The sequence below is a fragment of the Acaryochloris sp. CCMEE 5410 genome (assembly GCF_000238775.2).
In the GTDB taxonomy this organism is placed as follows: Bacteria; Cyanobacteriota; Cyanobacteriia; order Thermosynechococcales; family Thermosynechococcaceae; genus Acaryochloris.
Genome location: NZ_AFEJ02000001.1, coordinates 1,485,144 through 1,509,706, shown reverse-complemented (window position 1 = coordinate 1,509,706; position 24,563 = coordinate 1,485,144). Strand labels below are relative to the sequence as shown.

The window sequence follows — 24,563 nt, the reverse complement described above, 5'->3', positions numbered from 1 at the left end:
GGATCACAGACCTAATCCCACGCTCACTAGCGCTTTCAGAGATTTACCCTAATTTCATTTATTGCTGGGGATTTTGAGGGCGAGCCACAATAATGCCAATGGATTGATCGACATTGGCAACGTAGGTGGCTAAATCCGGGGCAATACGGACGCTACCGCCAGGAGAGGCATGAATAAGTCCTTTGGCCTGATTAGGCGTTTGGTAAACCAGGCCCGTATGGGTGACATCTAAACCTGGAACTGCTGTAGCTACGGCAATAATATCTCCTGGCTGTAGAGACGACTCAATCTTCCTGATTTGGGCTTGGGGAATATAGTGCAAGGGCAAGGACTGCAGCCGAGTCTCCACGGCCTGGATGCATTGCCAGTTGGCTTGGGCCTTTAACTGGGGGTAGCTCTGGCGATGCTGGCTCATAAAGTTGAGGGATTTATTAAAGGGGATGCCCCCCAGGGCGGGGGTAATATTCTCGACTAATCCGCGTCGCTGATTATCGGCAATCCACTCGGAGAAATAATGGAGGCGGCTGCAATAGCCTTGTATTTGTCCTTGGCGATAGCGTTGAGTCTGAACGGCATCCCTAAAGACTTGGGGAGAAGGTTCCTCAACGGTTAGGGTGCGGGCAATGGCGAGGACGGTTTCGACAAAGAGGACACAGTCGAACTGGCTAAGGGAGAGGACTAATTCTTCTTTGGGGCTTTGATCCAGGAGTCCCCCCTTATAGGCTGCCCCTTCAAATTTGGCGGCCAGGGCTTGGAGGAGTTGTGGCCAAGGCTGCTGCAGGAGGTGGGGCGCTTGCTGGAGAAGCTGAGTGAGCTGGTTTTGGTCGGCTTGGGGGAATTGGACGGTTGCGGTTTGGCTTGAAGAGGTTTGGGATACGGGTTGCGATCTAATGGGTTGCGATCGCACCGAAGCCATCGGCAGATCAAAGCTAAGGGAAACCACCCCCATCACAAGAAGTTGCCCAAGTCTAAACGTTATCTGCTTCATGCTTTGTAGGGGGGAGGAGAATGTCTAATCCTATAGACCGGAGTTATGCCCAAAGGGTGCCCAGTTTAATGGGATTGCATCCAAGCCCGAGTGCCAAAGAATTGGCAAGCGGCTGATGCCACGTGAGCAGATTGGGCTAAAGCCTGGGGGAAATCGCTGTGCAAGATAAAGTGGCAAAAAGCGCCATGAAAGATATCGCCTGCCCCTAAGGTATCAACGGGGGTAATTTGCGGGACGGGTACGGACCCTTCGGTATCATCCCAGTAAAGAATGGGTTGATTGCCCTGGGTAATGGCAATATGAGCGGGGTCTGGCAGGGTCTGTTTAAAGTACTCCACCGTGGCTTGAATATCCTCACAGCCAGGGGGATGGAAGTCGGCGGAGCAAATAGCGTAATTGATATAGGGCAGAAGGGTCTCTAGGCCAGGTTTCCAACTGCCCCCATCTAGGACGGTGGGAATATTGGTGGCTTGTTGGGTGATGGCAAGGCTGACGGGGATTTGATGACCGTCAATCAGAATGATATCGGTGGTGGTCAGCTTTTCCCATAGGTCCTGGGGAATTTGGTCGGGCTGGGCGATTTGGCGCTGGGCATTGAGGGAGATGACGGCGCGTTCTCCGGTGGTTTGGGTAACCACGATTGAGGAGACGGGAGGGGATTGAGTTTGGGTTGGGGTGAGGTCGGTGTGGAGGATGGATGGGCTGACGCTGGCGAGGTCAGATCGCATCAGTTGGGTAATGGGATGCTGGCCCCAGGCGGTAAGGAGATGGGCGGTGTTGCTGAGGTGGGCGAAGGTGGCAGCGGCGTTGGTGGCGGGGCCACCGGCAGAGATTAGACTGTCTTGGGCGACTAGTTTTTGGTTGGCTTGGGGTGGACCAGAGGCGAGATAAATCATATCCAGCGTGGATAGTCCGATAAATAACCCTGTGTTGGTCATGATCCTGGCAAGCTAGCAACCATGGCACTGGTCTCTAAGTAGGATCTACAAGGTTAAAACCATGTAATGTTAAGGGCTTGAAGGTAAATGGTGAGAGAAGGTTCAAAGGCTTATTAAATAAAGGCTAAGGAAATCTAGATCCTCTTAAGAAACCAATCCAATCTTTATGGATTAGGGAAAGAAATGTTAATGAGATCTTTCTTGTTAATGAAATAAATAACAATAGCCATCTCAAAAGCATTGATGATTCTGTATGGAACATTCATACTATAATCGAACGCATGGATAACTGCTTCTACATATTTTTTATCTCCATTCATAACAGCTGGAATAATATTTTCATAATATTGTTCTACATATTTTTCAACTTCAATCCAATTTCTGTCATTATCCCAATATCTACTATCATCTTTCTTGGCAACTTCGACCCTAGCTTTTTCACTTTTTATTTTTAGAATATTATTATTGCTACTATTCTCAATCTTGCTTTTGTTGAGCTTATAAGCTCCATCTAAAAATGAAACATAATGATCTTCTAAATATTGTTTAACCTCGCCAAAAGTAGACGTAGGGACCTTGTAGTCAAAATCAATTATTCTTTTTTTAAAGTCTTCCCATGCCTCAAAGTAATGAGCTTCCGTATCAGGATCAGAACTAATTTCCCCGGAGTTTAACCACTTTAAATATGCAAGAAGTTCTCTAACCTCTGCCATCCATATTTTCTCAAGTCGATAGAAGGAAGAAGAACAAACTCTTTTGGCAAAGTTAAGAGTTCCATCTAATATATCATTGGCCAGGAATATTTCTGCTCTTCGGATGTCAGAACCAATAATTTTTTTTCTATCTTCAAGCTTTCTCTCTCCTTTTAATAAACTATAAGCAAAGACAATTTTAGATAATTTATCTACTAACAGGTCTAGCTCTTCCTCACTAAAAGCATCACCTATATCTAGGCGTGGAAGTAAATATGAGGGAGCATTCTTTATGGGTATTTTTCTTGAGATATTAAGGAACTTTAATAATAGGTATTCCCATTGTTTGGTTGCATCACAGATCCATATATAGTCGTCTATTGTCTTAGGGAAGGACGATAAAGAAACTATTCTTCCTAAATGTTTGTCAACGGCATCAATAATTGGTATTAGTTCAGCACATTCAGTCGAGATATGTTCTATTTTTTTTATCTCTTTAAGGTAGATTTCATTGGCACAATCTTGCTTATTATTATTCGATAATTTACTAGATAACTCTTTGACTTTTTTTGTCAGCACATTCTTTTCTCGTTTTAGTTCATTGATTGTTAGTTCAATGTCACCATGCATAGATAAATAATTATTCATAACTCAAACCACCTCTAAATGTTGGTAGCTATCTTCTAATATAGTTGATATTTTACTTATTATTAACAGCGAACTTCTCAAAATCCTAACAATTACACGATCTAACTCCATACCATTCCTTGACAAAGTGTAGATCTTTGATTCATCAAAATAAGTCTTGTCAGCACTTTCATCGTAATAAAAGCAAGTTGAGATTTCTTTGATTAATTCAATATATTGATTAAGAGAGTCTATCATATCCTCGAAAGCGACTAATATTCCTGCCACTACTATTCGATCTGAGTTATTAGCTTCATCTAATAATTTATATATTTCTTCTCTTATATTAGATGATTCTTTTTCAATGTTTTTAAGAATTCTTCTATCTATAGACTGTTGAGAGACTAAAGTCGCTTGCCAATATTTCCCACATTCATTTGATAAAGCTTCTGCTTTATCAAATGAAGATGATACTAATAATATCGCGGAGGAAGCGCATATATATTGCAAACCTTGATGATATAAATCATGAAACTCAGAACTAATTGAAGCACAATATTTAAGTATTTTAGAATACGATATCAAAGACATAATCCCCTTTATCTATATAGTGAATATAAAAATCAATGTACTTCACTAAAAATAAAACCTATACGCTAACTTTTAAGATCATATTGAATGAATTGATTATGCCGCACTTGCCAAACTTGGAATGGAACCCTAATAGAATTTTTAAGCTGATCAGTAGGTGACATAAGGTGTAACTCTCCAAAACCCGTTTTACTATCACGCAAGATTACAAAATCAATCTTTTTCTTCTCTTCTATTCCTTTTATTCTTATTCTATGAACTTCCTTGGAAAAATCATTAGAATCAATATTTATTAATTCACTGTTTATACTTTTTATTAGATTTTTTCTTATTTTTGTTGCTGGATATTGTCTTGTAATACCTTCTTTAATATTGTCAGGAAAACTACTCGCAAAGCCTTCCCTGTTTTCTGTTAATGATATTATCTCTTCTAGAAAAGTATATGCATTGGAAGCATAATAACCAGGAATATCAGCTACATATTGTATTGGTATAGGTGAGGTTACAAAAATACCATCAACATCCTTTCCACCCTTAAGAATAAACTCTCTATTAGCAGAGGAGTCACTTGCAATTATTATTGCATCTTCGGCAATAAGCTTTTGGGTTTGTAGTTTTCGAATATACCTTATAAAGGTTAGAGATTGCTCCATTTCGGATCCAATATGATATATACAATTTATTTTTTTATTCTCCACATTTATATTTCCAAAAAAATATCTTTCAGGTAGGTCATTATTGACATCTCTGTAAAATACTTTGCCTCCTTGTTCTATCTCTTGTGCAAAAAGTTTACTAAGGTTTTCACTATATTCAGGATTCGATGGACTTCCAGCAATCCATGCATACTTTTTGTCATGACTTAAACATAATCTCGCAGCAGTTTTTGCCTGCACTTGGTTTGTAGGTGTAAACCTAACAATAGGTATCTTATTAATATCATTTTGTTCAATTTGTAATAGGTTATCATTAGTTTCTGTGAGCAATAATATTGGAATCTTTGCTGAAAGATATAATGGCAAAACGGCTTTAGTTGTGGTACTACGAAAATGACCAATCATGAGAATTGGATCTCGATTATTTCTCCTTTGAATAATAGAATTCGCAACTCGTATAGCAGTATTCCTATCTCCATCATCATTTAGATATAAAAACTTTAATTTATGACCTCTGACAATTAATGGATTTTTTTTACCCTGCTCACTCAATAGATCAGATATTGATTTTGCCAAACCATCTTTTTTGTCCCCAACGACAAAAATATAGTATGTCTTTGGCATTGGGCTAACAATGTCAGCTATATCACCAACATATTTTTCACCAAGAGCTAATGTTGTGAAACAAAAAAAAGATAATGCAAACGTTATTGCATACTTTTTTCTGTATTGAAGGTAACCTAATGCTTTTCTTATGCCTACACGCCTTTGGCTCTCAATATCTTCAAGAATGAGCGAAATATCTGAAGAAAATAGCTCATCACTCACTAATGAATATCTCAAATATTTTTCTAACTCTTCTCCATCTCTTTTACTCAACCTTCGCTCGGTAATCTTGGAAACTAAATGCTTCCTTTTTTCCCATTCACTCACTTTAGAAATAACACTATTTCGCAGTTTCTCAATATATTCAGATGCTTTAGGATGGAAGGATCGAATTAATTTGTTGTCTTCTAAAACCAATAGACTTCTGATTCGGTTTGAGATCAAAGGTAGCTGAATTGTATCTTTAAATCTAACCTGTACATTGTTTTGAACTTTTCTTCTGAGTGTAAGTATATCTTTGCTAATTTCCTCTACAAGAATTGCAACTTCAGAGCCAAATTTCTCATCATCTTCTATAAGAAGTTTTAGGAATTGGTGAAGCTCTATTTTGCTCTTTGCTGATCCTGGTCCTGCATTTTTGCCAATCAACGAGTCAACTAATTCTTGAAACTCTTTTCCACTTTTTCGCTCAGAGAATTGAGATATAACGATTGCCTTTAATTCATTTACATAACTCTGAGTTTTAGATTCCCAATTACTTTGCGACTCCCTGAACTCTTTGAAAATATTCAATATTTTTGTGGATAATTCAGAAGGCTGAATTAATTTCTTTTTTTTCGTAATTATAGGCCTAAAGCCTACATTAGAGTAAAGAGTTATGAAGGCATTGTCTTCTCTAATGATTGGGAGCATGTCACCTTTGCATTCCAATTAAGCCATTGAGGTAAGCACACCGATGTGCCAGCACTTGCGGGACATTACTTTCATTCCACTGCGCCCCTGAAATTTTGACTCTGCGACTAATCTGCTTGATAGCAGATTCAACAGCCCCAGACCCAATAGAGCAGATTTGCTCACTCTGGTAATAGTCATAATTGACGATCCGATGCCGATGTTTGCGAACATAGTTGCAAAAGACTTGGGCCTGCTTTTTCTTCAATGACTCAAATAGAGCCAAGGTTTCATCAACCTTCCCCTGCCATAAGAGCTGCTCAGCCTGGTGCAGACGTTTGAGGGACCCACCGACCTTATGAAGATTTCCACCAGATGGTACCAGTCCAGAATCTCTCGCCGTTGCTCAGGTATGCTCAGCTGACGAATGATATTCCAAATGCCATCATGACCATCCCCTAAACAAGTCAGTGGAGAGGCTAACGGTTGCTGGTGAGTCCAGTCAATGAGCCGGGCATTATTGTGATAATCCGCGATGAGTCCCACATGCGTTGCCAGGGTTTTATAGTCTTTCCACTGACAAGGGTGTCCTAAAGGGGTGCGGATGCGCACTTTGCCACCATCTACACTCACTTCGGTTAAAGCTTCATGAGCCTGGGGGTAGGAAACCGTTGTTGATGCACCAATCGCTGCTGGGTTTTGGCTGGTACCTGAATCCCAGTTAAATAAGCCACATCTTTAGCAGTTTGAGCATAGGAGACATTGGCACTGATGCGCAAGCAACAATTCTCTAAATGAGGACTGATTTGACGATAGGGGGAAACGGCTAGATGCTGTGCCTGTTGAGTTGTAATGCTTAGAACGCCCAAGGTGCTTTTCAGGCGTCGGTTGCGGCCTGCTGCTGTGCCAGTAGCTGTGCGGATAAAAAATGACCGAGTTCGGGACTGACATGGGTCTGAATTTGCTGACGCACCGTCATCTCAATACCTTCTAGCGTCTTCAGGTTCTCTGGATCGCTTTCTTCGTACAGTAATTGGGCTATCGCATCAAGATGGACTTTGAGTTGAGCTGCTTTTTCGGAGTTCATTGATGAAGACTTCTGGGCAACACTTGTATCCTGAACGATTTCAAAACAATCTGCAAAGGTGACATGCTCCCCTAATGATTTTGCTAATCCTATTAGCAAAATCTACATCACTAATAATTTCTTCGCTTAAATATTTATCGATTAAATTAACATATTCAATTTTCTCTTGGTTGATAGAGTTTTTTGCAGCCTCTACTATCTGAGCACCTATTCTCCATTCACTTAGTTTATCAAGAATTGCTGATTCTAACTTTTCTGTAAGCACCTTGGAATCTTGACTTTGCCCCTCAGGATTGTTTAGAAACACAGATTCTAGGATTTTGGATATGTTTATTTCATTTCCTGGCATAGTGTTTTAAGATTCTATTTTAGACAATAAGAAGACTTTAAAATAATAAATTCTCCTTTTTAGTATGATTATAATTAAAAGGGTTTAAGATAAAGACTTTTAAGATCTGATAACTGATTTTTAGCTAGATTGATTTTAATAGTTAGAACAATTTTTTGGTGAGTTGAGGTATCTTAATGAACAATAATTAGAACTATCATGATTCTAATTTTTAACTATATATCTCTTTGAGCATATGAAGCAAATTTATACAAGAAAATTTATCTATTGTTCAAGATTTTATAATTCTCCAGAAAATAAATATTAACTCATCACTAGATAGGAAAAGTGTGAATTCATTATGTTCATTAGACTTGTCTGAAAAATTAAATCCTATAGTGTGTCTGATTTTGAGCATAGTTGCTCTGCTAGGAAATCAAGCAAAAGAATGAGGTCTTAGATAGTTCCTGTTAGTTTAGGTGCAAAAGATTGTGTCGGCTAATTTATCTCATCATCCCTCTTTAAGACTGAGTTAAAACTGGCAAAGTAATCATGCCCAGTCGAACTACACCACAAACGGTGAGAATCACTAGTTCATAAGTGTCATGACGCTGACTTAATCGCTCTTGTATAACTCGGAATAATCACACTAAACGGATCGTATGCTTGACAAGGATTTAACAAGTGCTGGATAATCCCTTTTACTGAGGTGTTAGCTCTTTGCCCCGAGACTTTTGGTGCCGGGTTTAAGCATTCTGTGCACACGCATAAGCTTTATCGGCATCGAACCCCTGTACTTGAGCAAACTGCGATTAGCGCTCTCGAAATGAAGAAACGTCTCTGCTTGGTCCCTTTTTACTTGCTGTGACATCGACGAAATCTCTACCACCAGGCAAAGTCACAATCTGCAGCTTGTATTTCATTTTTTACCAGAAAAATACGAGCGTTGCTTATCGTTGTCACTGGGATGTTCTCTGGCTTGCTCGAAGCTATGGATAATCACCTGGAACTGAGTTAACCACTCTTACACGATGGCATAATCGCTGGGATTAGATTCCACTTGTTAAAGCAAACGGCTTTGTTCAGAAATGGCCCAAAATGGGTAACACTCGCACGACAAACCAGGCCATCTCCAGAAATGACCAGTCCAGAATTTATTCCTTTTGCTAAGCCCTTTTGAAGAGTTTGAATCCTAGCAGCTCTAGCCAGTGAGGATGGCTCTGTCCTGTCATCACTTCTCTAGGACTTTTTCCCTTCCTATCTTCACAACCACTACTCATGAATTGTCGGTGATTGAGAAAGAATTGAAGCAGTCCTAAATAGGGTGTTCCAAGATGTTTGCGAAGCGTGAAATAATTGCGCAGCCTGGAGTTGAGATTCTCTACCAAAGAACTGGCTCTTGGTGTCTGTTTCATCGCATTTAGGATCGCTTCATGGAGTTGAAAGAACTTCCAACTCAGCCTCTGATGCAGATCGCCCCAGCTCCTCCAGTAGGCTTCGGAGGTAGCCTGTTTCCGGAAAAAGCGCACCATCTGTCTGACGAGAAACAGCGGTGTCTCGAATTGCTGGGCAATCTCAGCCAGCTTGCCATCAAATACCTTGGCAAAGGCCAACAGATCATCGCGTTGATTCTTTAATGCTTTGCGCAAGACTCGAATCTGCTTACCTCCTAGATGCTCACGCTGCTGAAATTCTGCAACGATAAAGTCATAGAGTTCCAGCCGTTCTGAATGACAGGGACCCGCGAGTTGGAGGACATCATGATTGAGCCACTCTATCAGGGTCTTAATGTCTCTGGCCAGTTGCACCGATTGTTTCTCCTGGGTTCTCGCTTTTCCTAAACGGACACAGAGGGGATGCCATTGTCCTTGCTGCTTGGCCTCTGCCATCTTAGCTTCTAGCTCTTGGCGTCGAGATTTAGCGCCCATTGCTTTTCGATTGAGACTGTTAGCCAGGGTCTGACACTGATGCTGGATGTGGAATACATCCCCATGGCAAGGCTTGTCTCCAAAGGCTTCCTTCTGTCCAGCCCGCAAGCCTGAGCCAGCGTCAGCAATAGTGTGTGTCGGGTCGAGTCCTTGCTCTGCAGCATTGAGTAGGTGATAGCCCCAGGTATCCGCATCTCGATGTTCTGCGGCTTCCAGGAGATAGCAATAGGTGGAAGCAGCATCAATGCCGACTAAAACTGGTTTTGAGCCATGGAAGATCTCATCGTGCAAACCCACCTCTATCGCAGATAGGTCTTGGGATTGATTGACCTTTATAGCGGATTGTGAGGCAACGGCAAGCCGGTTGTGGATCGTGCCGACACATGTTGGAAAATCAAAAGATCGCGCAGCAATTCGACGACACCGCGAAAAGAACTATGGCAGATTAGCACCAAGGCTAGAATCAGTTGGAACAACCAAGCTTTCGTGATGGGTAAATGGAAAAGCACATCATCGTCATTATTATTAGATGGCGAGAAAGCTGCTTCCAAAGCGTCATTTGCCTTGTTGGATTGTTGATAGAGAAACTTGCGACTGACTTGGTGTTCTTTAGCGAGGTTGGTGACGGGTTCAGTCTTGGTCAAAACCTGAAGGGCTAACTCCTGGCGCTGGCATGGAGAAAGAGTAGAGGCGACACAGGAAGAGGAATTCATCTTTAGGATTTGTTGGGCAGAAGTTTACGACATTGAAAGAGTATCCCTGATCGCCATACCCGAGATCTCAAAATGTCTTGATTTCATTCAACTGTGGACTAGATCTGTAACCCTGAAATGAACAGTGCCCGGATAGTTTGCGGGCAATTTCGTTCAGTACCTGCAGTTGCTCAGCTTGGGATCGATACCCTTCCATGGCCACCTGGGTCTGTTTGAGCAGAATTTGCCGCTCCAGGTTGGTGGAAATCAAGGTCGTGATTTGAGTCAAAAGGCTAAGAATTTGCGTCTCAGCCAAAGTTGGATTGGAGAAAGCCGCATTCACTGCCCCGATGGCTTGACCATGAATCATCAACGGTACGCTGACGAATAGAGACATGCCCTCTGCAGACAGACGGACGATATCGAGATAGGGACTGTCGGGAGACGCCCAGTTTACCTGGGGTTGCCCTGTTCGCACTGCTAATCCTGCAGCTGTGCCGTCACAAGGAATAGTCTTACCAATCGGACTGACGCCTTCTATCCCATGAAGGGCATAAATCTCTAGTTCTTGGCCATCTTCGGTCAGGAGGATAATACTGGTTCGATCGACCGGAAGAATGTCAGGAATGTAGGCTGCAACGGTGGCATAGACTTCCGTTTCTGATGTGGCAGATGCGATCGCAATAATCAGTTTCCCTAATGCGATCGAAACATCAGGATTCTCTAAAATCGATAGGGACTCAGATAAACTCACAAATTAAGAGAGCAAAATGGATGACAACACTATTACTTAGGATGCCCGCTATTGCAGTCAGCTATTTAGCTAAACCGAGATATGCTCAATTGTTGGCTGATTTAAAAGGCTCAACGGTATCGTTTTAGTAGAGCCAGAAACACAGTTGCTGAAGCATTTCTTTCCCCCCGATGATATTCCCTGTGGGCAGTTTAGATATCTTTTCAGGAAATCTATCCTTTATGCAAGCGTACGGTGACTGAATATACGGTAGATCATAGTATCGAGTACTTCTCGAATGTGTAGCGTGTGTCTTCTTCGATCCATCTAGCAATTTTTCCCTATGACAACTTCCAATCTCTCCAATCATCCTCCGCTCCCCCCTGGTAGTTTAGGCTTACCCGTGATTGGTAAATCACTGCAGTTCTTGCGGGATCCGGATTTTATCACCAAGCAACATGAAGCTTACGGCGCTATTTTCAAAACTCGTTTGTTAGGCCGTCCTGCCATCGTGATTCGTGGAATGGAGGCGAATCAGTTTGTACTCACCAACGAGAATAAGTATTTTGTGGCCAGCTGGCCTCCAACAACGAAAGCGTTACTCGGCCCCTTGTCGCTGGTGATCCAAACAGGAGAACTGCATCGAAACCGTCGTAAGCTGTTAGCTCAAGCGTTTAAACCCCGAACACTATCTACCTATGTTGGGGCTATGTCTGATATTGCACAGCAGTATACTCAGCGATGGCTACAAGCACAGACATTAACTTGGTATCCAGAACTTCGTAACTTCACGCTAGATGTGGCCTGTAAGTTATTGGTTGGCCTTGATCAGGGTTCAAAGACTCCCTTAGGACAATACTTTGAAATCTGGAGTGGTGGATTATTCTCTTTGCCCATCTCGTTGCCTTGGACACGGTTTGGACGGGCTAAACACTGTCGTGATCTGCTGTTACGGGAATTAGAAGACATTATTCAAGCCCGACAGTCCCTGTCAGACCCTGGTGATGACACCTTAGGGCTAATGATCCAGGCCCGTGATGAGGACGGCCAAGGGCTAAGTCAGGAGGAATTGAAAGATAATGTGCTGCTGATGCTATTTGCAGGTCATGAAACCTTAACGTCAGCGATCACCTCCTTCTGTTTGCTTACGGCTCAGCATCCAGAGATTACAGCCCGTCTTCATCAGGAGCAGCAGCAATGGGATACGGATAGTCCGCTAACCTTAGAAGGGTTGAAAGAAATGACCTACTTAGAACAGGTATTGACGGAAGTGATGCGGCTTATTCCCCCTGTGGGTGGGGTATTTCGGTCGGTTCTGGAGACCTGTGAGTTTGGCGGATATCAAATTCCCCAAGGTTGGTCGGTTCTCTGCTCCATTGGCGGTACCCATGAAGATCCAGGGCTATATGCAAACCCTAAGCAGTTTGACCCGGAACGGTTTAGCCCTGAGGCGCTGGCTCAGCAAAGTGCAGAACGGCAGAAATTTGGCTATTTCCCTTTTGGTGGCGGGATTCGAGAATGCCTGGGCAAGGAGTTTGCGCGTTTGGAGATGAAAATCTTTGCTGCAACTCTGCTGCGGCATTATGACTGGCAATTGTTGCCTGACCAAAATCTAGATTTAATGGTTGTGCCTTCGCCTCGTCCCCGAGATGGTCTCAAAGTGACTTTTAAGGCTTTGTCTGAGTAATTATCGACTCAGTTTATGGACTTTGAATGGAATGCTGCCAAAGCTGCAATCAATCTTGCCAAACATGGTGTTAGCTTTTACAAAGCCTCCGCCGTATTCGATGATGCCAACGGCATGACTGGTTACGATTCAATGCATTCGGGCGATGAAGACCGTTATCTCACTACAGGTATCTCCAACAAGGGCCGTCTTCTGAATTGTATGGCCCACCGACCAGAATGACGTGGTCCGCATTATTGGGGTTCGGAAGGCAACCAAATGCGAACGAGAAAACTACAATGATGGCTGATCCAGATCCTGGTGATATGCTGCCAGAGTATGACTTTACACAGTTGAAAGGCGTGGTGCGTAGCAAGTATGCATCCAAAGCAAAGCACCATCCCCAAATAGTCTGGATAGCCGATGATCTGAAGGACACATTCCCAGATGACGAGGCTGTCAATGCTGCTCTACGAGACTATCTCAAAGGACATACGGTCGAGGCACAAAGCGGATAACAATCGCATGCACTGGTGCCACTGGGCTGGGCGTGTCGGTGCTCGAACAAAAGGTAGTCATCGTCAGTACAAACATTCCACAAAAACTGGGTTAGTAACTGTTTCAGGAAAACTGAGTGATGATCTTGCAGCAGGGACTTTGAATAGTATCTTAAAACAAGCGGGCTTGAAATAATGCGTTATCTCACCATAATTGAACAAACAAAGACTGGATATTCAGCTTATTCACCTGATTTACCTGGCTGTGTTTCAACTGGATTAACATACGAAGAGGTTGAACAAAATATGCGTGAAGCTATCGAGTTTCATTTGAATGGACTAAAGTTAGAAGGGTATAAGATCCCTGAGCCATCCACCTCATCGACCTATATAGAAGTTGCTGCCTAATAAGCACTACTTCGGACGCTCGATTTACACAGCTACTGTATTCTTTGTGTCTATTTGCTCACTCCAGTGAGCCTATCTGTGTGTGCAAAGCTCCAAGCCGCTATCATCAGTGGGTTAGGTTAAACTGAACAAACATGGAACCAAATGATGAGCAAGCTCAAGGGCTTTATAGACTCTGCTATCGCCTGACCAACGTAATTTACCCTGGATGGCAGTTTAGATCTGTTGAACTTGTCAGGATCGATGAGCGAACGGGTAACTTGTATGTGCTCGCTGGGGACAGTCTAGATTTTGAGATCAAGCCAAGTGGAGGGTATGAGCCATGACACAAGCTAATTTTGACAAGATGAATCTTGACAAGTTACGTCAGTATGTCTTAGCTCATCGAGAAGACATCAATGCCTTTCAGGTCTACGTTGATCGCTCAAAAGCGTCAGGGCGAATGATTACAATCAATCCTGGTGATCCAAACTGGGAGGATGCTTTAGAGCAAAAGATCCAACAAATAACTTCTGGTGAAGCGGAATCGAATTAATCGCGTCGGCGGTGGCATTACACTGTGCTGCAACGGACATCTACTGATAATTCTTCTGTGGCCAGCGGATCTGGAACGAATGCGGCTAAGCAAACTGTTATGCCGCAAGTCCTCAATTGTGAGGGTAACCAACCATAGTGACCTGAGTTCTGATGAGTTCCTGTGTTAATATCTGGAACCTGCTACACGACGGTAGCATTGTCGCTTTCAGTGGTGAGTGTCCCGGCGACATCTCTGTGAAGGTCGAAGTAGAGTATCTATGTGATGTACTAGCCAGTGGGTCTAAGTTTCTCTGGGTACACCTTCACAGTTGTAGTAATGCGGCATTCATCCCCTTCGAGAACTCAGAGCTTTCCAAAGATCTCACTCAATTGAGGGATTGTGACCTCGAAATCCTGAGCGCAAAAGATGAGGAGTGCCACATCTCAGTCTGCTGTACTAATGGCATACTGTATCTAAACTACGTGGATGCCGCTTGTGAGCTGGACAACGGTGTTTTAGTTACCTACACCAATCTGTCTCTGGCATGCAAAAAATATTGGAATGACTGGGAACGGAGTAGAAGAGATGACTCATAGCAAGCTACCAATCATTTGCTGTAAATGACTGAATATTCTGACGAAATTACTGTTGAACAAGCCTACTTGGCAGCATATGAGTACCTGCTGCGTAGATGGAAGTATCTGCCCGAGCGATTGATAGCCGACGAACTCAGCGACATGAGTTTATTAGATGATGGAGGCAGTGTCGACCCAGCTTGCAAGAGGGAGTTTGTCGAAGCTCTCCGCGCGGTTCTTGATGCTGAGTTGGAATCAGGGCGATACACGAGAGCCGATCAGCAGCTAACTTGAGATGAATAACAAATCGATGCAGCGGATCAATAATACAGAAATTACCTTTTAGCCCTTTAGCAACTGCTGATTTCAATCGTTTGATGAAAGTTAACTGAAGACCATCACAAATTGTGGTGGAATACCATTCCATTTTCGTGATGTAAACTCCACAGAGAAGGGAGCACAAGTAAATCTAGACCGCTACTTGTTGGACATTTAGCAATTATCCAATATCACTTTTGAGACATAGACAAGGCGTCAGGCTTAAAACTGCTACTCATACTGGGTTACAGGGTAAAGGTAAAGTCATTAACCAGTAATCCTGGCATCAGAGAACCACCCAAGGAGCGAGCGCCATAGGTGTCCACACAAGGGATAAATTCCTGGGTGTCGGTGAGGTTCTCTAACTTTGTACCTAAAAATTCATAAAGACTGTCATCAAACCGCAGATCTTTAATCGGTGCAATAATTTCACCCTGCTCCACCCAAAAGCAGGCATAGCGGGTCATCCCCGTAATTCGTCCGCCGGTGCGATCGCTCCAGTTCAGGTAATGCAAATTAGATAGGTATAACCCCGTTCCCAATTGCGCCAAGATGTCTGCTGTGCTGAGGGTTCCAGGCGATACTTCCGGCGATCGCATCCCCTCATGGGCGCTAGCAGCATTGCTTGTAACTTGATATTCCTTGGCCGTGCGAGCATTGACCAGGGTATTAACGAGCTGACCCTCCACAAGCAGGGGCACCTCTTCCGGGGCAACCTCTCCCAAGCTATTGAATCGAGGCACCAAGCCCAAACTGAAGTTCTCTTTTAAGGACAAATGGGGTGACAAAGACTTGCCTTCCCGAAGTTTAGCCAAGGCACTGCCGCCCTGCTGCATGGAGGCTTCACTCACCCCGCCCCAAGAGAGCATACCTATCAATTCAGCAGTGGCAGCGGGGGCAAAATAGGTGCGATATTGCCCTGGTTCAATCACCTGAACGGGGCGATCGAGCACTTCGAGCTGGGTAATGGACTGCTGGATTTGGTCCGTGTAGGCGGTTTGGTCCCAGGCTTGGCCTGCCAGGGTGGCTTTGACGGCTTTTTCAGAGGGGGCAATTAAGGAATAATCAAGCACAAAGGTTTCCGTGGCAAACCAATGCTGTTGACCTGCGGAGTTACGGTTGGCGCGAACGATAGGACCTGAGGCATAAATGCCCGTAAAATCGACCCCTTGCACCGCAGGTAAAAGGGCAGCAGAGACCTGATCGGGGGCGAGTAGCTGACCAGAATAGGCTTCCCGACTGGAGCCATAGTTTTCCGGCAGGACAATATAGGGGTCTTCTGGCAGTTGGGGTAAGTCTTGGCGCAATTGCTGGAGTTGCTCTAAAGCCACGGTACTATCCACCGCCAGATCTCCCGTAAAGGGGAATCCCGCATAGGCCGTGCGCTGGTTGGCAATCAAGCGAATATTAATGCTAGCATCGGTCACTAGACCCGACTGGCGAACTTTCCCGGCATTGAGGCGCATAAAGTGGCTTTGCTCTCCCGCCAACTCAATGGAGAGATGTTCTCCCGCCTGTAGGTTATCCAACAGTAAATCGGCCAACTGGTTAAAGGTGGATTCCCACGCCGCCAGGGTCTCCGTGGGGCTGACTACAACGCTAGTGCTCATGCGGCTCCTCCAAATACTTCGATTTCTTTGAATACACAGGTGGGCGAAGCATGGCCGACCCGGATGCACTGATTGGGTTCGCCCTTGCCACAGTAGGGGGTGCCATACATGGCAAAGGTGCTGGCATCCCCCACTTGCGCCAGATTCCCCCAGAACTGATTGGTAATGCCGCGATAGTTGGGATTGCGCAAGACTTTGGTCAGCTTGCCCTTTTCAATTAGGCGGGCATATTCACAGCCAAATTGGAACTTATTGCGATAGTCATCAATGGACCAGGACCGATTGGCCTCCATATAGACGCCAGATTCGATAGTGCTAATCATCTCCTCAAAGGAGGATTGGCCCGGTTCTAGGTTGAGATTGGCCATCCGGTCAATGGGGGCGCGGTTCCAGGAACGAGCCCGGAAGTTAGCAACCCCTGGCACCTGGGCTCTGACTTGGCTTTCTAAGCTTCCTAGTCCCCGTAGTAGTAGACCTTCTTTAATCAGATACTCCCGTTGAGCAGGCATCCCAGCATCGTCAAAGGCATAGCCTGCAAACTCACCGGGTACCGTGGGGTCAAAGGTAATATTCATCAGCGGCGAGCCATACACCAGATGACCAAAGTCCGAGAGCTTTACAAAGCTGGATCCAGCATAGTTCCGCTCATCTCCAAGGATCCGATCCAGTTCTAGGGGGTGACCAACACTCTCGTGAATTTGCAGCATCATCTGGTCCGGTGCCAGCACCAAGGTGGTAGTGGCGGTGGGACAGTCTTCGGCGGCGAGTAGAGCAATAGCCTGTTCCCCCACTTGCTGGGCACGGGCGAGCACCTGGTCGGGGTCAAATACTTCAGAGCCAGCCTGATAACAGCGGGCTAAGGGACCATTGTCGGTGCGTTTTTGGATAATGCTGCCGTCTTGGGCCGTCGCTTCATAGTTGGTGATTACAAACCCAAAGGTTTGGTGGGTATCCGTACCGTTACTGCTAACGAAAATCTGCTCCGTTTCTAGGGTTTGGGTAAAGGCGCTGGTTTTTACGATTTGGTCAGAAACATGGAGAGTGTCACAGACTTTCACCAATAGATCGAGCTGATCGGCAACGCTAATCAGGTCTAGGGGCTGCTGAAAGGGAGATTGGTATTGGCCCACGGCTTTAGGACGCACCTCGGGGGTAAAGGAATGGACGGCCCATTTAGAGGTTGCGATCGCTTGTTGATACGCCTGCTCAGCGGCCCCTTGCAAACTGGCTGGGTCTAAGCGGTTGGTGGCGGCATAGCCAAACTGGCCTTCCGCGAGGACTTCCACCATCACGCCTTGGGTAAAATCGCGACCATTACTTTGGGGTCGCCCGTCTCGAACGGCATGGGTGGTGGTTTTCTCATTCACCTGACGTAGGCCCACCCAATCCGCGTTGATATCTAAGGTATTGAGAGCCTGATGAAGGTCAAACTTCATATCTATATTGCTCGATAAATAAGGTGCGTAAGCGCTAGTGTAACGTTTCCTAAGAGGGCACAACAGCTCTTCAGAACTAATGGTCAGGTATAAGCTGTTGATGCAAAAGCTGGCAAGTCATCCAACCTGCTTTTTATCGCTCTGATTCATTCCATACTCATGCTTTCATCCGTCGGTACATAACATCGCTTCTAAGAACATACTTTCTACCATCCGTAACCGATTGGCCTTTATGACGTATTTGGTGCACAAAGAACAATGCCAGCCCTTGCTGAGGTCTGATCTCAATAGATTCAAGGGTTGTTTCACCCCTTGCAAAACCATCATTGAGATAGACCATGAACGTTAGTTGACTACGCTCATCTTTGTTTCGTTCAAAATACCCATCGTAATGCCAATCAAACTGTTGGCCCACATCATAGCGATAGATACGGAATCTTTCATTAACCCCGCAAATAGCCCAATCACCAATATTGACAGGTACATAATCCGTAATCTTTTCAAACAATCCAGCGGCTCGTTCGATGTCATCAAGGATTACACGAGAGTTGTTACGCACATCTTTCTGTATTTGAAGGCCAAACGCCGTGTTGATAGGTGCATCCTCAAAACCGATGGATTCCGCCAGGTCAATGTATGATTCGCATTCTGCGGGTGTCAAGAATTCCGTAACGGTTGAAATTTGTTCGGTAATCCAGTTGTACTCGGGCATGGGAATTCCCCTAGAAGATCGCTTCACTTGAGAAAAGAGGGGCAGGAGACCGGTGATGGCGTAAATGGGGTTGGTATAGTGGCAATATCATTATCAGTAAGGTGAGCTGGAGATACATCCTTTGTGGCCCATCTTTTGTCTTGTCTATCTGGTTATTGCCCAAGTAGCAAGGTGTTCATGGGGCATGTCGCCCCTTTAGTAGATTGCCTTAATCTTAGAAACATCTCACTAATCAGGAGCTTGATCGTGGTTAAAACTGAACCACCACCCACTGATGGACTCATATCTACCCCTGTCGCCGAGCAACGCTTAACCCTCCATAGCGTGAGTTGGGAGACCTATGAGAAAATTTTGGAGGCGTTTGGCGAACATCGGGCTGCTCACATTACTTATGACGAAGGGATTTTAGAATTTATGGTTCCTTTGGAAGCCCATGAAAATCCTAGCGACATCATCGGGGATTTCGTCAAGGCTGTGACCAGCGAAAGTGGCTTCAATATCAAAAGTATGGCCTCTACAACGCTTCGTCGCCATGATCTACTTAAGGGAGCTGAGCCTGATCGCTGCTACTACATCCAAAATGAAGCGTTAGTAAGGGGACGAACAGTTGATCTGGAGAAAGATCCTCCCCCTGATCTAGTGATTGAAATTGATATCACCCATACGGATGTCGATAAAAATAGCCTCTATGCGGTGATGGGAGTACCAGAGTTCTGGCGCTACAATGGCAAGACGCTTAGTATTTTTCAGCTTATTCAACGTCAATATCAAGAAGTCGAAGTCAGCCCTACGTTCCCTTGGGTTCCCAAAGAGATTTTTTATCGATATTTAGAGCAGTGTAAACAGGATGGGGAGATCCCAGCTCTAAATAATTTGAGGAGTTGGCTTCAGACCCATCAGCCCGATCAAGAGCAATAACTCCTAAGTCTATTGCTAGATTGGATGAGCATTTACTTTCGCTCAGATCATGACCATTAGTGAAAAAGTCATTAAGGGTGCTGTGCTGATAGGCATAGAAGAGATCTGGATAAATGTTTAGAACTGCTTTTCCACGCTGCACTGTCCCCGGTTCGGTTGAACCCGTCCCATATTGCCATTTCGGGTGGGGGGCAATTCCCCAAAAATGTCGAAGTTGTGATCATCTCTTTGAGGGCGGGTGTACGCGGGCGATGGAGCAAGTACAGGGATACCTGGCGCTCGATCATGGCCCTTGTCCCATTAAAGGCCCCACAAATCCTATTTTGGTGAATACACCCTACTACACCAGTAAGGTTTATGTTCCCGCAAAATGTCGGTCATGCCGACATCTTAAACTAGATCAAATCCAAGGGTTTGTGTGTAGTTACGAACAAGAGCGTTGGGGAAGATTCCCGCGCACACTGGATTGGGGATTATGGGACCCAGCACATCCTAATCTTGGTCTGAAAAGTGGACGCTCGGTTCCAATTGAATTTATTCAAGCGGTACAAGACCAGTACGAAGCGCAAGCTGTCAAAGCATTTCGCGCTGCTCATCCTGACGCGACCTTTCGAGAAGCGAGGGATGCTTACGCAGAATTACTCGCTAAATTACAGGACAGTTTAAGCAAAGACTGAATTCCCTGTGTACTGCTGGCTTTGTCTAATCTTGGCGCTCTGCCTTTACCGATTAAAAACCGTTAGAGAATAGCAAGGCAGCGTACAATAGTTCAGTTGAAATCTAGGCAATACATTGATCGAGCGGTATACCTTGCCCGAAATGGGCGATCTGTGGACAGACGAGAATAAGTTCAGAACCTGGTTACAGGTGGAAATTGCCGTTTGTGAAGCCCAGGCAGAACTGGGAAAGATTCCTGCTGATGCCTTAGCCACGATCAAAGCCAAAGCCAATTTTAACGTTAAGCGCATTTTAGAAATCGAAGCGGAAGTCAAGCATGATGTGATTGCCTTCTTGACCAACGTCAACGAATACGTCGGTGAAGCCGGGCGATATATCCATTTGGGCATGACCAGCTCCGATGTCTTGGATACAGCCATTGCTCTGCAGATGGTGGCCAGCCTCGATATCTTGCTGCCCCAACTGGAAAATCTGATTCAAGCCATTCGTTACCAAGCCCAACAGCATCGCCAAACCGTGATGGTGGGCCGTAGTCACGGTATTCATGCCGAACCCATTACTCTGGGATTTAAGCTAGCGGGCTGGTTAGCTGAAATGATGCGACATCGCGATCGCCTAATCGCAGCGCAAAAAGAAGTCGCCGTTGGCCAAATCTCAGGTGCCGTTGGCACCTATGCCAATATCGACCCCCAGATTGAATGCCTCACCTGCCAAAAATTAGGGCTACAACCAGAAGCAGCCTCCACCCAGGTGATTTCCCGGGACCGTCATGCCTACTATCTCAATGCCCTAGCCCTAGTGGCCGCATCCATTGAGCGATTTGCTGTAGAAATTCGCAATCTTCAGCGGACTGATGTGCTGGAAGTGGAAGAGTTCTTTTCTAAGGGGCAAAAAGGCTCTTCGGCCATGCCCCACAAGCGCAACCCGATTCGGTCAGAACGACTCACGGGACTGGCTCGGGTGGTCCGGGGCTATGCCATGACGGGGCTGGAAAATGTGGCCCTCTGGCATGAACGGGATATTTCCCATAGCTCTGCGGAGCGGGTGATTGTTCCCGATGCCGCCATCTTGACTCACTTTATGTTGGTGGAAATCACCGACCTAGTGAAGCACCTCCAGGTCTATCCCGAGAATATGAAGCGGAATATGAACCTGTATGGTGGCGTTATCTTTAGCCAGAGCGTTCTACTCGCCCTAGTGGATAAAGGGATGGTTCGCGAAGAGGCCTATGCCATTGTCCAAACCCATGCTCACCAAGCCTGGAATAAAGAAGGCGGCAACTTTAAAGCTACCCTCAGCCAAGACCCACAGGTGCAAAAACGACTCTCAGCTGAGGAACTAGACCACTGTTTTGACCCCAGTCGCCACTTACAGAACCTCGATCAGGTTTATCAGCGATTGGATATCTAAGGGATTTACCGCTGCTTATAGGGTAAGAACTTAGAAATTCTCAACTATCTCCCTTATCCCAAAAAAACGGAAGAGAGAAAGGCTGCGCCGACCCCACAAATGGCAAAGCCCGAAAACCGCAGTGGCAACTCCGGCATCTGATGACGGTTGAGCATCTGTTGCCCAATAACCCTCGCTCCCAGGGCAACCCCAAGTTGAATAACGGTGAAACCCGTTAAGTAGGCCACCATGGGCGTCATATCTGCACCCACAATTGCTTCCCCATAGGCATAGCCATGGAAAACTCCTGCAACTGCCGCTAATCCAGTAACTATCTGCCAGTTGGGATGGCGCTTGAGAGCCAACAAAACCCCAAATAGTAGCACTGAAGCAGAGATAAAAAACTCTGGAGCAGGCAAATCTAATCGTTGGAGATGAATTCCCGTCCCCGCCAGACCTGCGATCGCAAAGGCAATCGGAATCGTCATGCCATGAAGCATCAGAGCCGATAACAAACCCACAGCAATCACAAATACAAAGTGATCGACACCAATAACGGGGTGAGCGACCCCCGACATAAAGCCTTCAAAGAAATTCGAGGGTAAACGACCGTCTAGGGGATGGTGGGCTAGGGCATTCGGGGTGAAGAGTAAGAGCCCAAACCCAGCCAGTAAGATACCCCAGAGGGAACGGCCCCAAGCGGAAGACCCAGCCCCCCTCATTTTTGACCCCATGGAAAATAACATACTTAGCATTCGCACTGGCCTACTGATACGTCTTTGATTTCAACTCCGTGGACGGTTTGGCCACCATCGCCAATCATCTTGTCCTCAAGGAATTGGGTTGGTATAAATTTGGGGGAATGACCTACCACTTTTTATAAGGCAGGAACTTTCCACACATGGTTACCTGAACGCGATCGCCTTTTGGATCCGGCACTTTATCTACCTCAATGGAGAAATCGATGGCGCTCATAATGCCATCCCCAAATTTCTCGTGAATCACGGCTTTAACCGGCACTCCATAAACCTGCATGATTTCGTAGAATCGGTAGACTAACGGGTCCGTAGGAATAACGGGTTCTAAAGATCCTTTCATGGGCGGTACGGTTAGGGGTTCCGCTAGCTCTGCGGGTAAGCCCAACGCTGTGACGATCTTCTCAGCTTCTTCGGTAGAGGCACTTGCCTGGCGATAAATCACCGAGGCAATCCAGGTTTCATCGCAACCCAAGATCTTTTCTAAATCTTCAAAGGAAATACCTTTCGCTTTCTTTGCTGCTAGAAGTTTCTCGGTAATTTCAGCAATAGCCATAGGAATGGATTCTCCAAAATAAGAAATTTGCAGTCGAAAAGTGAATCTTCAAGGGGGTTAGGCTTTGACCTTGATCCGGTCCTGTTCTACAAACCGCGTCTCCCGGTATAGGTGGGCTTCCATTTCTGCCTTGAGCTTGTGGTACTCAGGATGTTGCTCCACCTCCAAGCGGTTGCGGGGTCGGGGGAAGGGCACCTCTAAAACCTCATCAATTTTGGCGGCTGGCCCCCGGGTCATCATCACGATCTGATCGGATAGCAAGAGGGCTTCATCAATACTGTGGGTAATCATGACCACTGTTTTGCGATCCTGCTCCCAAATGCGCTCCACCTCTTCTTGCAAGAAGCCCCGCGTCAAGGCATCTAAAGCCCCAAAAGGCTCATCCATCAGCAGAATTTTGGGGTCAATGGCTAAGGCCCTGGCAATGCCGACCCGCTGCCGCATGCCGCCGGATAATTCATGGGGGTGTTTTTTCTCAGCCCCATCTAACCCGACTCGATTAATATTTTCCCGGACAATCCCTTGCAGACGTTGCTTGGATAACTTCGGATAAACGGTCTCCACCGCAAACCGAATATTTTCCTCCACCGTCATCCAGGGCATCAGTGCATAGTTTTGAAAGACCATGCCTCGATCTGGGCCAGGACCGAGGATAGGCTGACCATCCAGATCGACGGTGCCAGAGGTGGCGGTACTCAAGCCAGCAATGATGTTCAATAGCGTCGATTTGCCACAGCCCGATGGCCCAATAATGGTGACAAAGGTATTGTGTTGGATATCTAAACTGATATCTTCAATGGCGATAAAGTTCGATGCTGATTCGCGCTTGAAGAATGGGATTCCCCCTTTAGCGGGAAAAACTTTTGAGACATCGCGCAAGCTCAGTTGAACGCTAGTGGACGCTTCCATATCAACAGGAGGAGAAGAAGAGGTGATCATGAGGCTTGCCGTCCAAAAGAGACTAATTTTTCCAGATAAGCGAAGATTTGGTCCAAAACAATACCCACCAAACCAATAATGAAAATGGCCACCAAGATATTGGAGATGGACAGGTTATTCCACTCATTCCAGACGAAATAGCCTAATCCAGAGCCCAGGAGCATCTCAGCCGCAACAATCACCAGCCAGGCAATCCCCATGCTGATGCGTAAACCAGCAATGATATTGGGAAGGGCCGCAGGAATAATCACCTTAAAGACCGTCCTCAATTTGGACGCACCCAAGGTTTTCGACACATCGAGATACTCAGGACTCACATTGGCGACGCCAAACACGGTATTCACCAGGGTCGGCCAGATGCTGCTAATCAAGATAATGAAAACGCCTGTATTCTCGGAATTGCGAAAAATATAAAGTCCCAACGGTAGCCAGGCCAAAGGAGAAACTGGCTTGAGGAGCTGCACATAGGGATTAAAGGCTTTGGCAGCTACCCGAGACATGCCCAGTAAGATTCCCAGAGGAACCGCAATAATAGACGCTAAGGTATAGCCAATTGCCACCCGGCGCAGGCTCGTCAGCAAATTCCAGCCAATCCCTAAATCATTGGGGCCATTGTCAAAGAAGGGGTCGGAAATCCAAAACCAGAGTTCTCCCAGGGTGTCGGTAGCATTGGGCATGCCCTTGGCAAAGATTTTGGCATTGGCCCCCACTTCCCAAACCGTAAGAAACAGTCCCAGAAACAGCAGGGAAATCAGGATTGCTTGAGCATTCTCAGAGAGTCCTGGTTTGGTGGGGGCTTTGGGGCTTTGATCAGTACTCAGGGCCATGATTT

27 protein-coding genes and 1 pseudogene are annotated in these 24,563 nt (G+C 45.6%); 11 read left to right on the top strand and 17 right to left on the bottom strand.

The window, feature by feature from the left end; genetic code table 11:
• Nucleotides 1-58 precede the first annotated feature (58 nt).
• The 10 genes and pseudogenes from ON05_RS06685 to ON05_RS06640 all read right to left on the bottom strand — a co-directional run bounded on the left by ON05_RS06685 (nt 59) and on the right by ON05_RS06640 (nt 10,778).
• A complete protein-coding gene (locus ON05_RS06685) occupies nt 59-949 on the bottom strand; it encodes an N-acetylmuramoyl-L-alanine amidase-like domain-containing protein (RefSeq protein WP_010477747.1) in 891 nt (296 codons plus the stop codon).
• Between the two features lie 104 nt (nt 950-1,053).
• The gene (locus ON05_RS06680) at nt 1,054-1,926 is read right to left on the bottom strand and encodes a PfkB family carbohydrate kinase (protein WP_010477749.1); all 873 of its coding nucleotides are present in this window, start codon (nt 1,924-1,926) and stop codon (nt 1,054-1,056) included.
• A 164-nt stretch (nt 1,927-2,090) separates the two neighbouring features.
• Nucleotides 2,091-3,266: a hypothetical protein gene (locus ON05_RS06675; protein WP_010477751.1), complete on the bottom strand. Its 1,176-nt coding sequence runs from the start codon at nt 3,264-3,266 to the stop codon at nt 2,091-2,093.
• 3 nt (nt 3,267-3,269) lie between these two features.
• Nucleotides 3,270-3,836 (bottom strand): hypothetical protein, encoded by a 567-nt coding sequence (locus ON05_RS06670; RefSeq protein WP_010477753.1) that lies wholly within the window; start codon nt 3,834-3,836, stop codon nt 3,270-3,272.
• Between the two features lie 65 nt (nt 3,837-3,901).
• Nucleotides 3,902-6,010 carry an ABC transporter substrate-binding protein gene (locus ON05_RS06665; protein WP_262561305.1) on the bottom strand — a complete coding sequence of 703 codons (2,109 nt, stop codon included), beginning with the start codon at nt 6,008-6,010 and terminating at the stop codon, nt 3,902-3,904.
• A 1-nt stretch (nt 6,011) separates the two neighbouring features.
• A pseudogene (locus ON05_RS06660) lies at nt 6,012-7,076 on the bottom strand (ISKra4 family transposase).
• Between the two features lie 40 nt (nt 7,077-7,116).
• Complete coding sequence (locus tag ON05_RS06655; protein ID WP_010472733.1) at nt 7,117-7,425, bottom strand: hypothetical protein; 309 nt, start codon at nt 7,423-7,425, stop codon at nt 7,117-7,119.
• Between the two features lie 1,145 nt (nt 7,426-8,570).
• Entirely contained in the window at nt 8,571-9,623 is a 1,053-nt protein-coding gene (locus ON05_RS06650; protein WP_262561279.1) for a hypothetical protein, read from the bottom strand.
• Between the two features lie 41 nt (nt 9,624-9,664).
• Nucleotides 9,665-10,045 (bottom strand): hypothetical protein, encoded by a 381-nt coding sequence (locus tag ON05_RS06645; RefSeq protein WP_262561281.1) that lies wholly within the window; start codon nt 10,043-10,045, stop codon nt 9,665-9,667.
• A 67-nt stretch (nt 10,046-10,112) separates the two neighbouring features.
• Nucleotides 10,113-10,778, bottom strand: coding sequence for a GAF domain-containing protein (locus ON05_RS06640; protein WP_010476722.1), 666 nt, complete (start codon nt 10,776-10,778; stop codon nt 10,113-10,115).
• A 322-nt stretch (nt 10,779-11,100) separates the two neighbouring features.
• Here ON05_RS06640 and ON05_RS06635 point away from each other — a divergent pair, with 322 nt between their 5' ends.
• From ON05_RS06635 to ON05_RS06605, 8 genes are all read left to right on the top strand, one after another.
• Nucleotides 11,101-12,444, top strand: a complete 1,344-nt coding sequence (locus ON05_RS06635) for a cytochrome P450 (protein WP_010476723.1) — start codon at nt 11,101-11,103, stop codon at nt 12,442-12,444.
• Nucleotides 12,445-12,459: 15 nt separating this feature from the next.
• Nucleotides 12,460-12,666, top strand: coding sequence for a BrnT family toxin (locus tag ON05_RS06630; protein ID WP_010476724.1), 207 nt, complete (start codon nt 12,460-12,462; stop codon nt 12,664-12,666).
• Nucleotides 12,667-12,722: 56 nt separating this feature from the next.
• Complete coding sequence (locus ON05_RS06625) at nt 12,723-12,941, top strand: hypothetical protein (RefSeq protein ID WP_029315413.1); 219 nt, start codon at nt 12,723-12,725, stop codon at nt 12,939-12,941.
• 7 nt (nt 12,942-12,948) lie between these two features.
• Entirely contained in the window at nt 12,949-13,116 is a 168-nt protein-coding gene (locus ON05_RS06620) for a type II toxin-antitoxin system HicA family toxin (RefSeq protein WP_010476726.1), read from the top strand.
• Nucleotides 13,116-13,328, top strand: a complete 213-nt coding sequence (locus tag ON05_RS06615) for a type II toxin-antitoxin system HicB family antitoxin (RefSeq protein ID WP_010476728.1) — start codon at nt 13,116-13,118, stop codon at nt 13,326-13,328. Before ON05_RS06620 ends, ON05_RS06615 begins: the two co-directional genes overlap by 1 nt.
• 134 nt (nt 13,329-13,462) lie before the next feature.
• On the top strand, nt 13,463-13,654 hold the full coding sequence (locus ON05_RS38435) for a DUF6888 family protein (protein ID WP_010476730.1): 192 nt from the start codon (nt 13,463-13,465) through the stop codon (nt 13,652-13,654).
• Nucleotides 13,651-13,863, top strand: a complete 213-nt coding sequence (locus tag ON05_RS06610; RefSeq protein ID WP_010476731.1) for a DUF6887 family protein — start codon at nt 13,651-13,653, stop codon at nt 13,861-13,863. Before ON05_RS38435 ends, ON05_RS06610 begins: the two co-directional genes overlap by 4 nt.
• Nucleotides 13,864-14,465: 602 nt before the next feature.
• Nucleotides 14,466-14,714: a hypothetical protein gene (locus tag ON05_RS06605; protein WP_010476733.1), complete on the top strand. Its 249-nt coding sequence runs from the start codon at nt 14,466-14,468 to the stop codon at nt 14,712-14,714.
• 269 nt (nt 14,715-14,983) lie between these two features.
• Here ON05_RS06605 and ON05_RS06600 read toward each other — a convergent pair whose 3' ends face one another.
• From ON05_RS06600 to ON05_RS06590, 3 genes are all read right to left on the bottom strand, one after another.
• Nucleotides 14,984-16,348: a TldD/PmbA family protein gene (locus tag ON05_RS06600; protein ID WP_010476734.1), complete on the bottom strand. Its 1,365-nt coding sequence runs from the start codon at nt 16,346-16,348 to the stop codon at nt 14,984-14,986.
• Nucleotides 16,345-17,784: a TldD/PmbA family protein gene (locus tag ON05_RS06595; protein ID WP_010476735.1), complete on the bottom strand. Its 1,440-nt coding sequence runs from the start codon at nt 17,782-17,784 to the stop codon at nt 16,345-16,347. The genes ON05_RS06600 and ON05_RS06595 overlap by 4 nt, the downstream gene beginning before the upstream one ends.
• Before the next feature lie 157 nt (nt 17,785-17,941).
• Nucleotides 17,942-18,496, bottom strand: coding sequence for a 2OG-Fe(II) oxygenase (locus ON05_RS06590; RefSeq protein ID WP_010476736.1), 555 nt, complete (start codon nt 18,494-18,496; stop codon nt 17,942-17,944).
• Between the two features lie 246 nt (nt 18,497-18,742).
• Between ON05_RS06590 and ON05_RS06585 the strand changes: the two genes are divergently transcribed.
• From ON05_RS06585 to purB, 3 genes are all read left to right on the top strand, one after another.
• On the top strand, nt 18,743-19,414 hold the full coding sequence (locus ON05_RS06585; RefSeq protein ID WP_010476738.1) for a Uma2 family endonuclease: 672 nt from the start codon (nt 18,743-18,745) through the stop codon (nt 19,412-19,414).
• Nucleotides 19,415-19,527: 113 nt separating this feature from the next.
• The gene (locus ON05_RS06580) at nt 19,528-20,091 is read left to right on the top strand and encodes a hypothetical protein (protein ID WP_262561300.1); all 564 of its coding nucleotides are present in this window, start codon (nt 19,528-19,530) and stop codon (nt 20,089-20,091) included.
• Between the two features lie 115 nt (nt 20,092-20,206).
• Complete coding sequence (purB, locus tag ON05_RS06575) at nt 20,207-21,502, top strand: adenylosuccinate lyase (protein ID WP_010476741.1); 1,296 nt, start codon at nt 20,207-20,209, stop codon at nt 21,500-21,502.
• Between the two features lie 53 nt (nt 21,503-21,555).
• Here the strand turns inward: purB and ON05_RS06570 are convergent, their stop codons facing one another.
• From ON05_RS06570 to ntrB, 4 genes are all read right to left on the bottom strand, one after another.
• A complete protein-coding gene (locus ON05_RS06570) occupies nt 21,556-22,203 on the bottom strand; it encodes a HupE/UreJ family protein (protein WP_010476742.1) in 648 nt (215 codons plus the stop codon).
• A gap of 145 nt (nt 22,204-22,348) precedes the next feature.
• On the bottom strand, nt 22,349-22,792 hold the full coding sequence (gene cynS, locus ON05_RS06565) for a cyanase (RefSeq protein ID WP_010476743.1): 444 nt from the start codon (nt 22,790-22,792) through the stop codon (nt 22,349-22,351).
• A 57-nt stretch (nt 22,793-22,849) separates the two neighbouring features.
• A complete protein-coding gene (locus ON05_RS06560) occupies nt 22,850-23,731 on the bottom strand; it encodes an ABC transporter ATP-binding protein (protein ID WP_010476744.1) in 882 nt (293 codons plus the stop codon).
• The gene (gene ntrB / locus ON05_RS06555; RefSeq protein WP_010476745.1) at nt 23,728-24,558 is read right to left on the bottom strand and encodes a nitrate ABC transporter permease; all 831 of its coding nucleotides are present in this window, start codon (nt 24,556-24,558) and stop codon (nt 23,728-23,730) included. Before ntrB ends, ON05_RS06560 begins: the two co-directional genes overlap by 4 nt.
• Nucleotides 24,559-24,563: the final 5 nt, after the last annotated feature.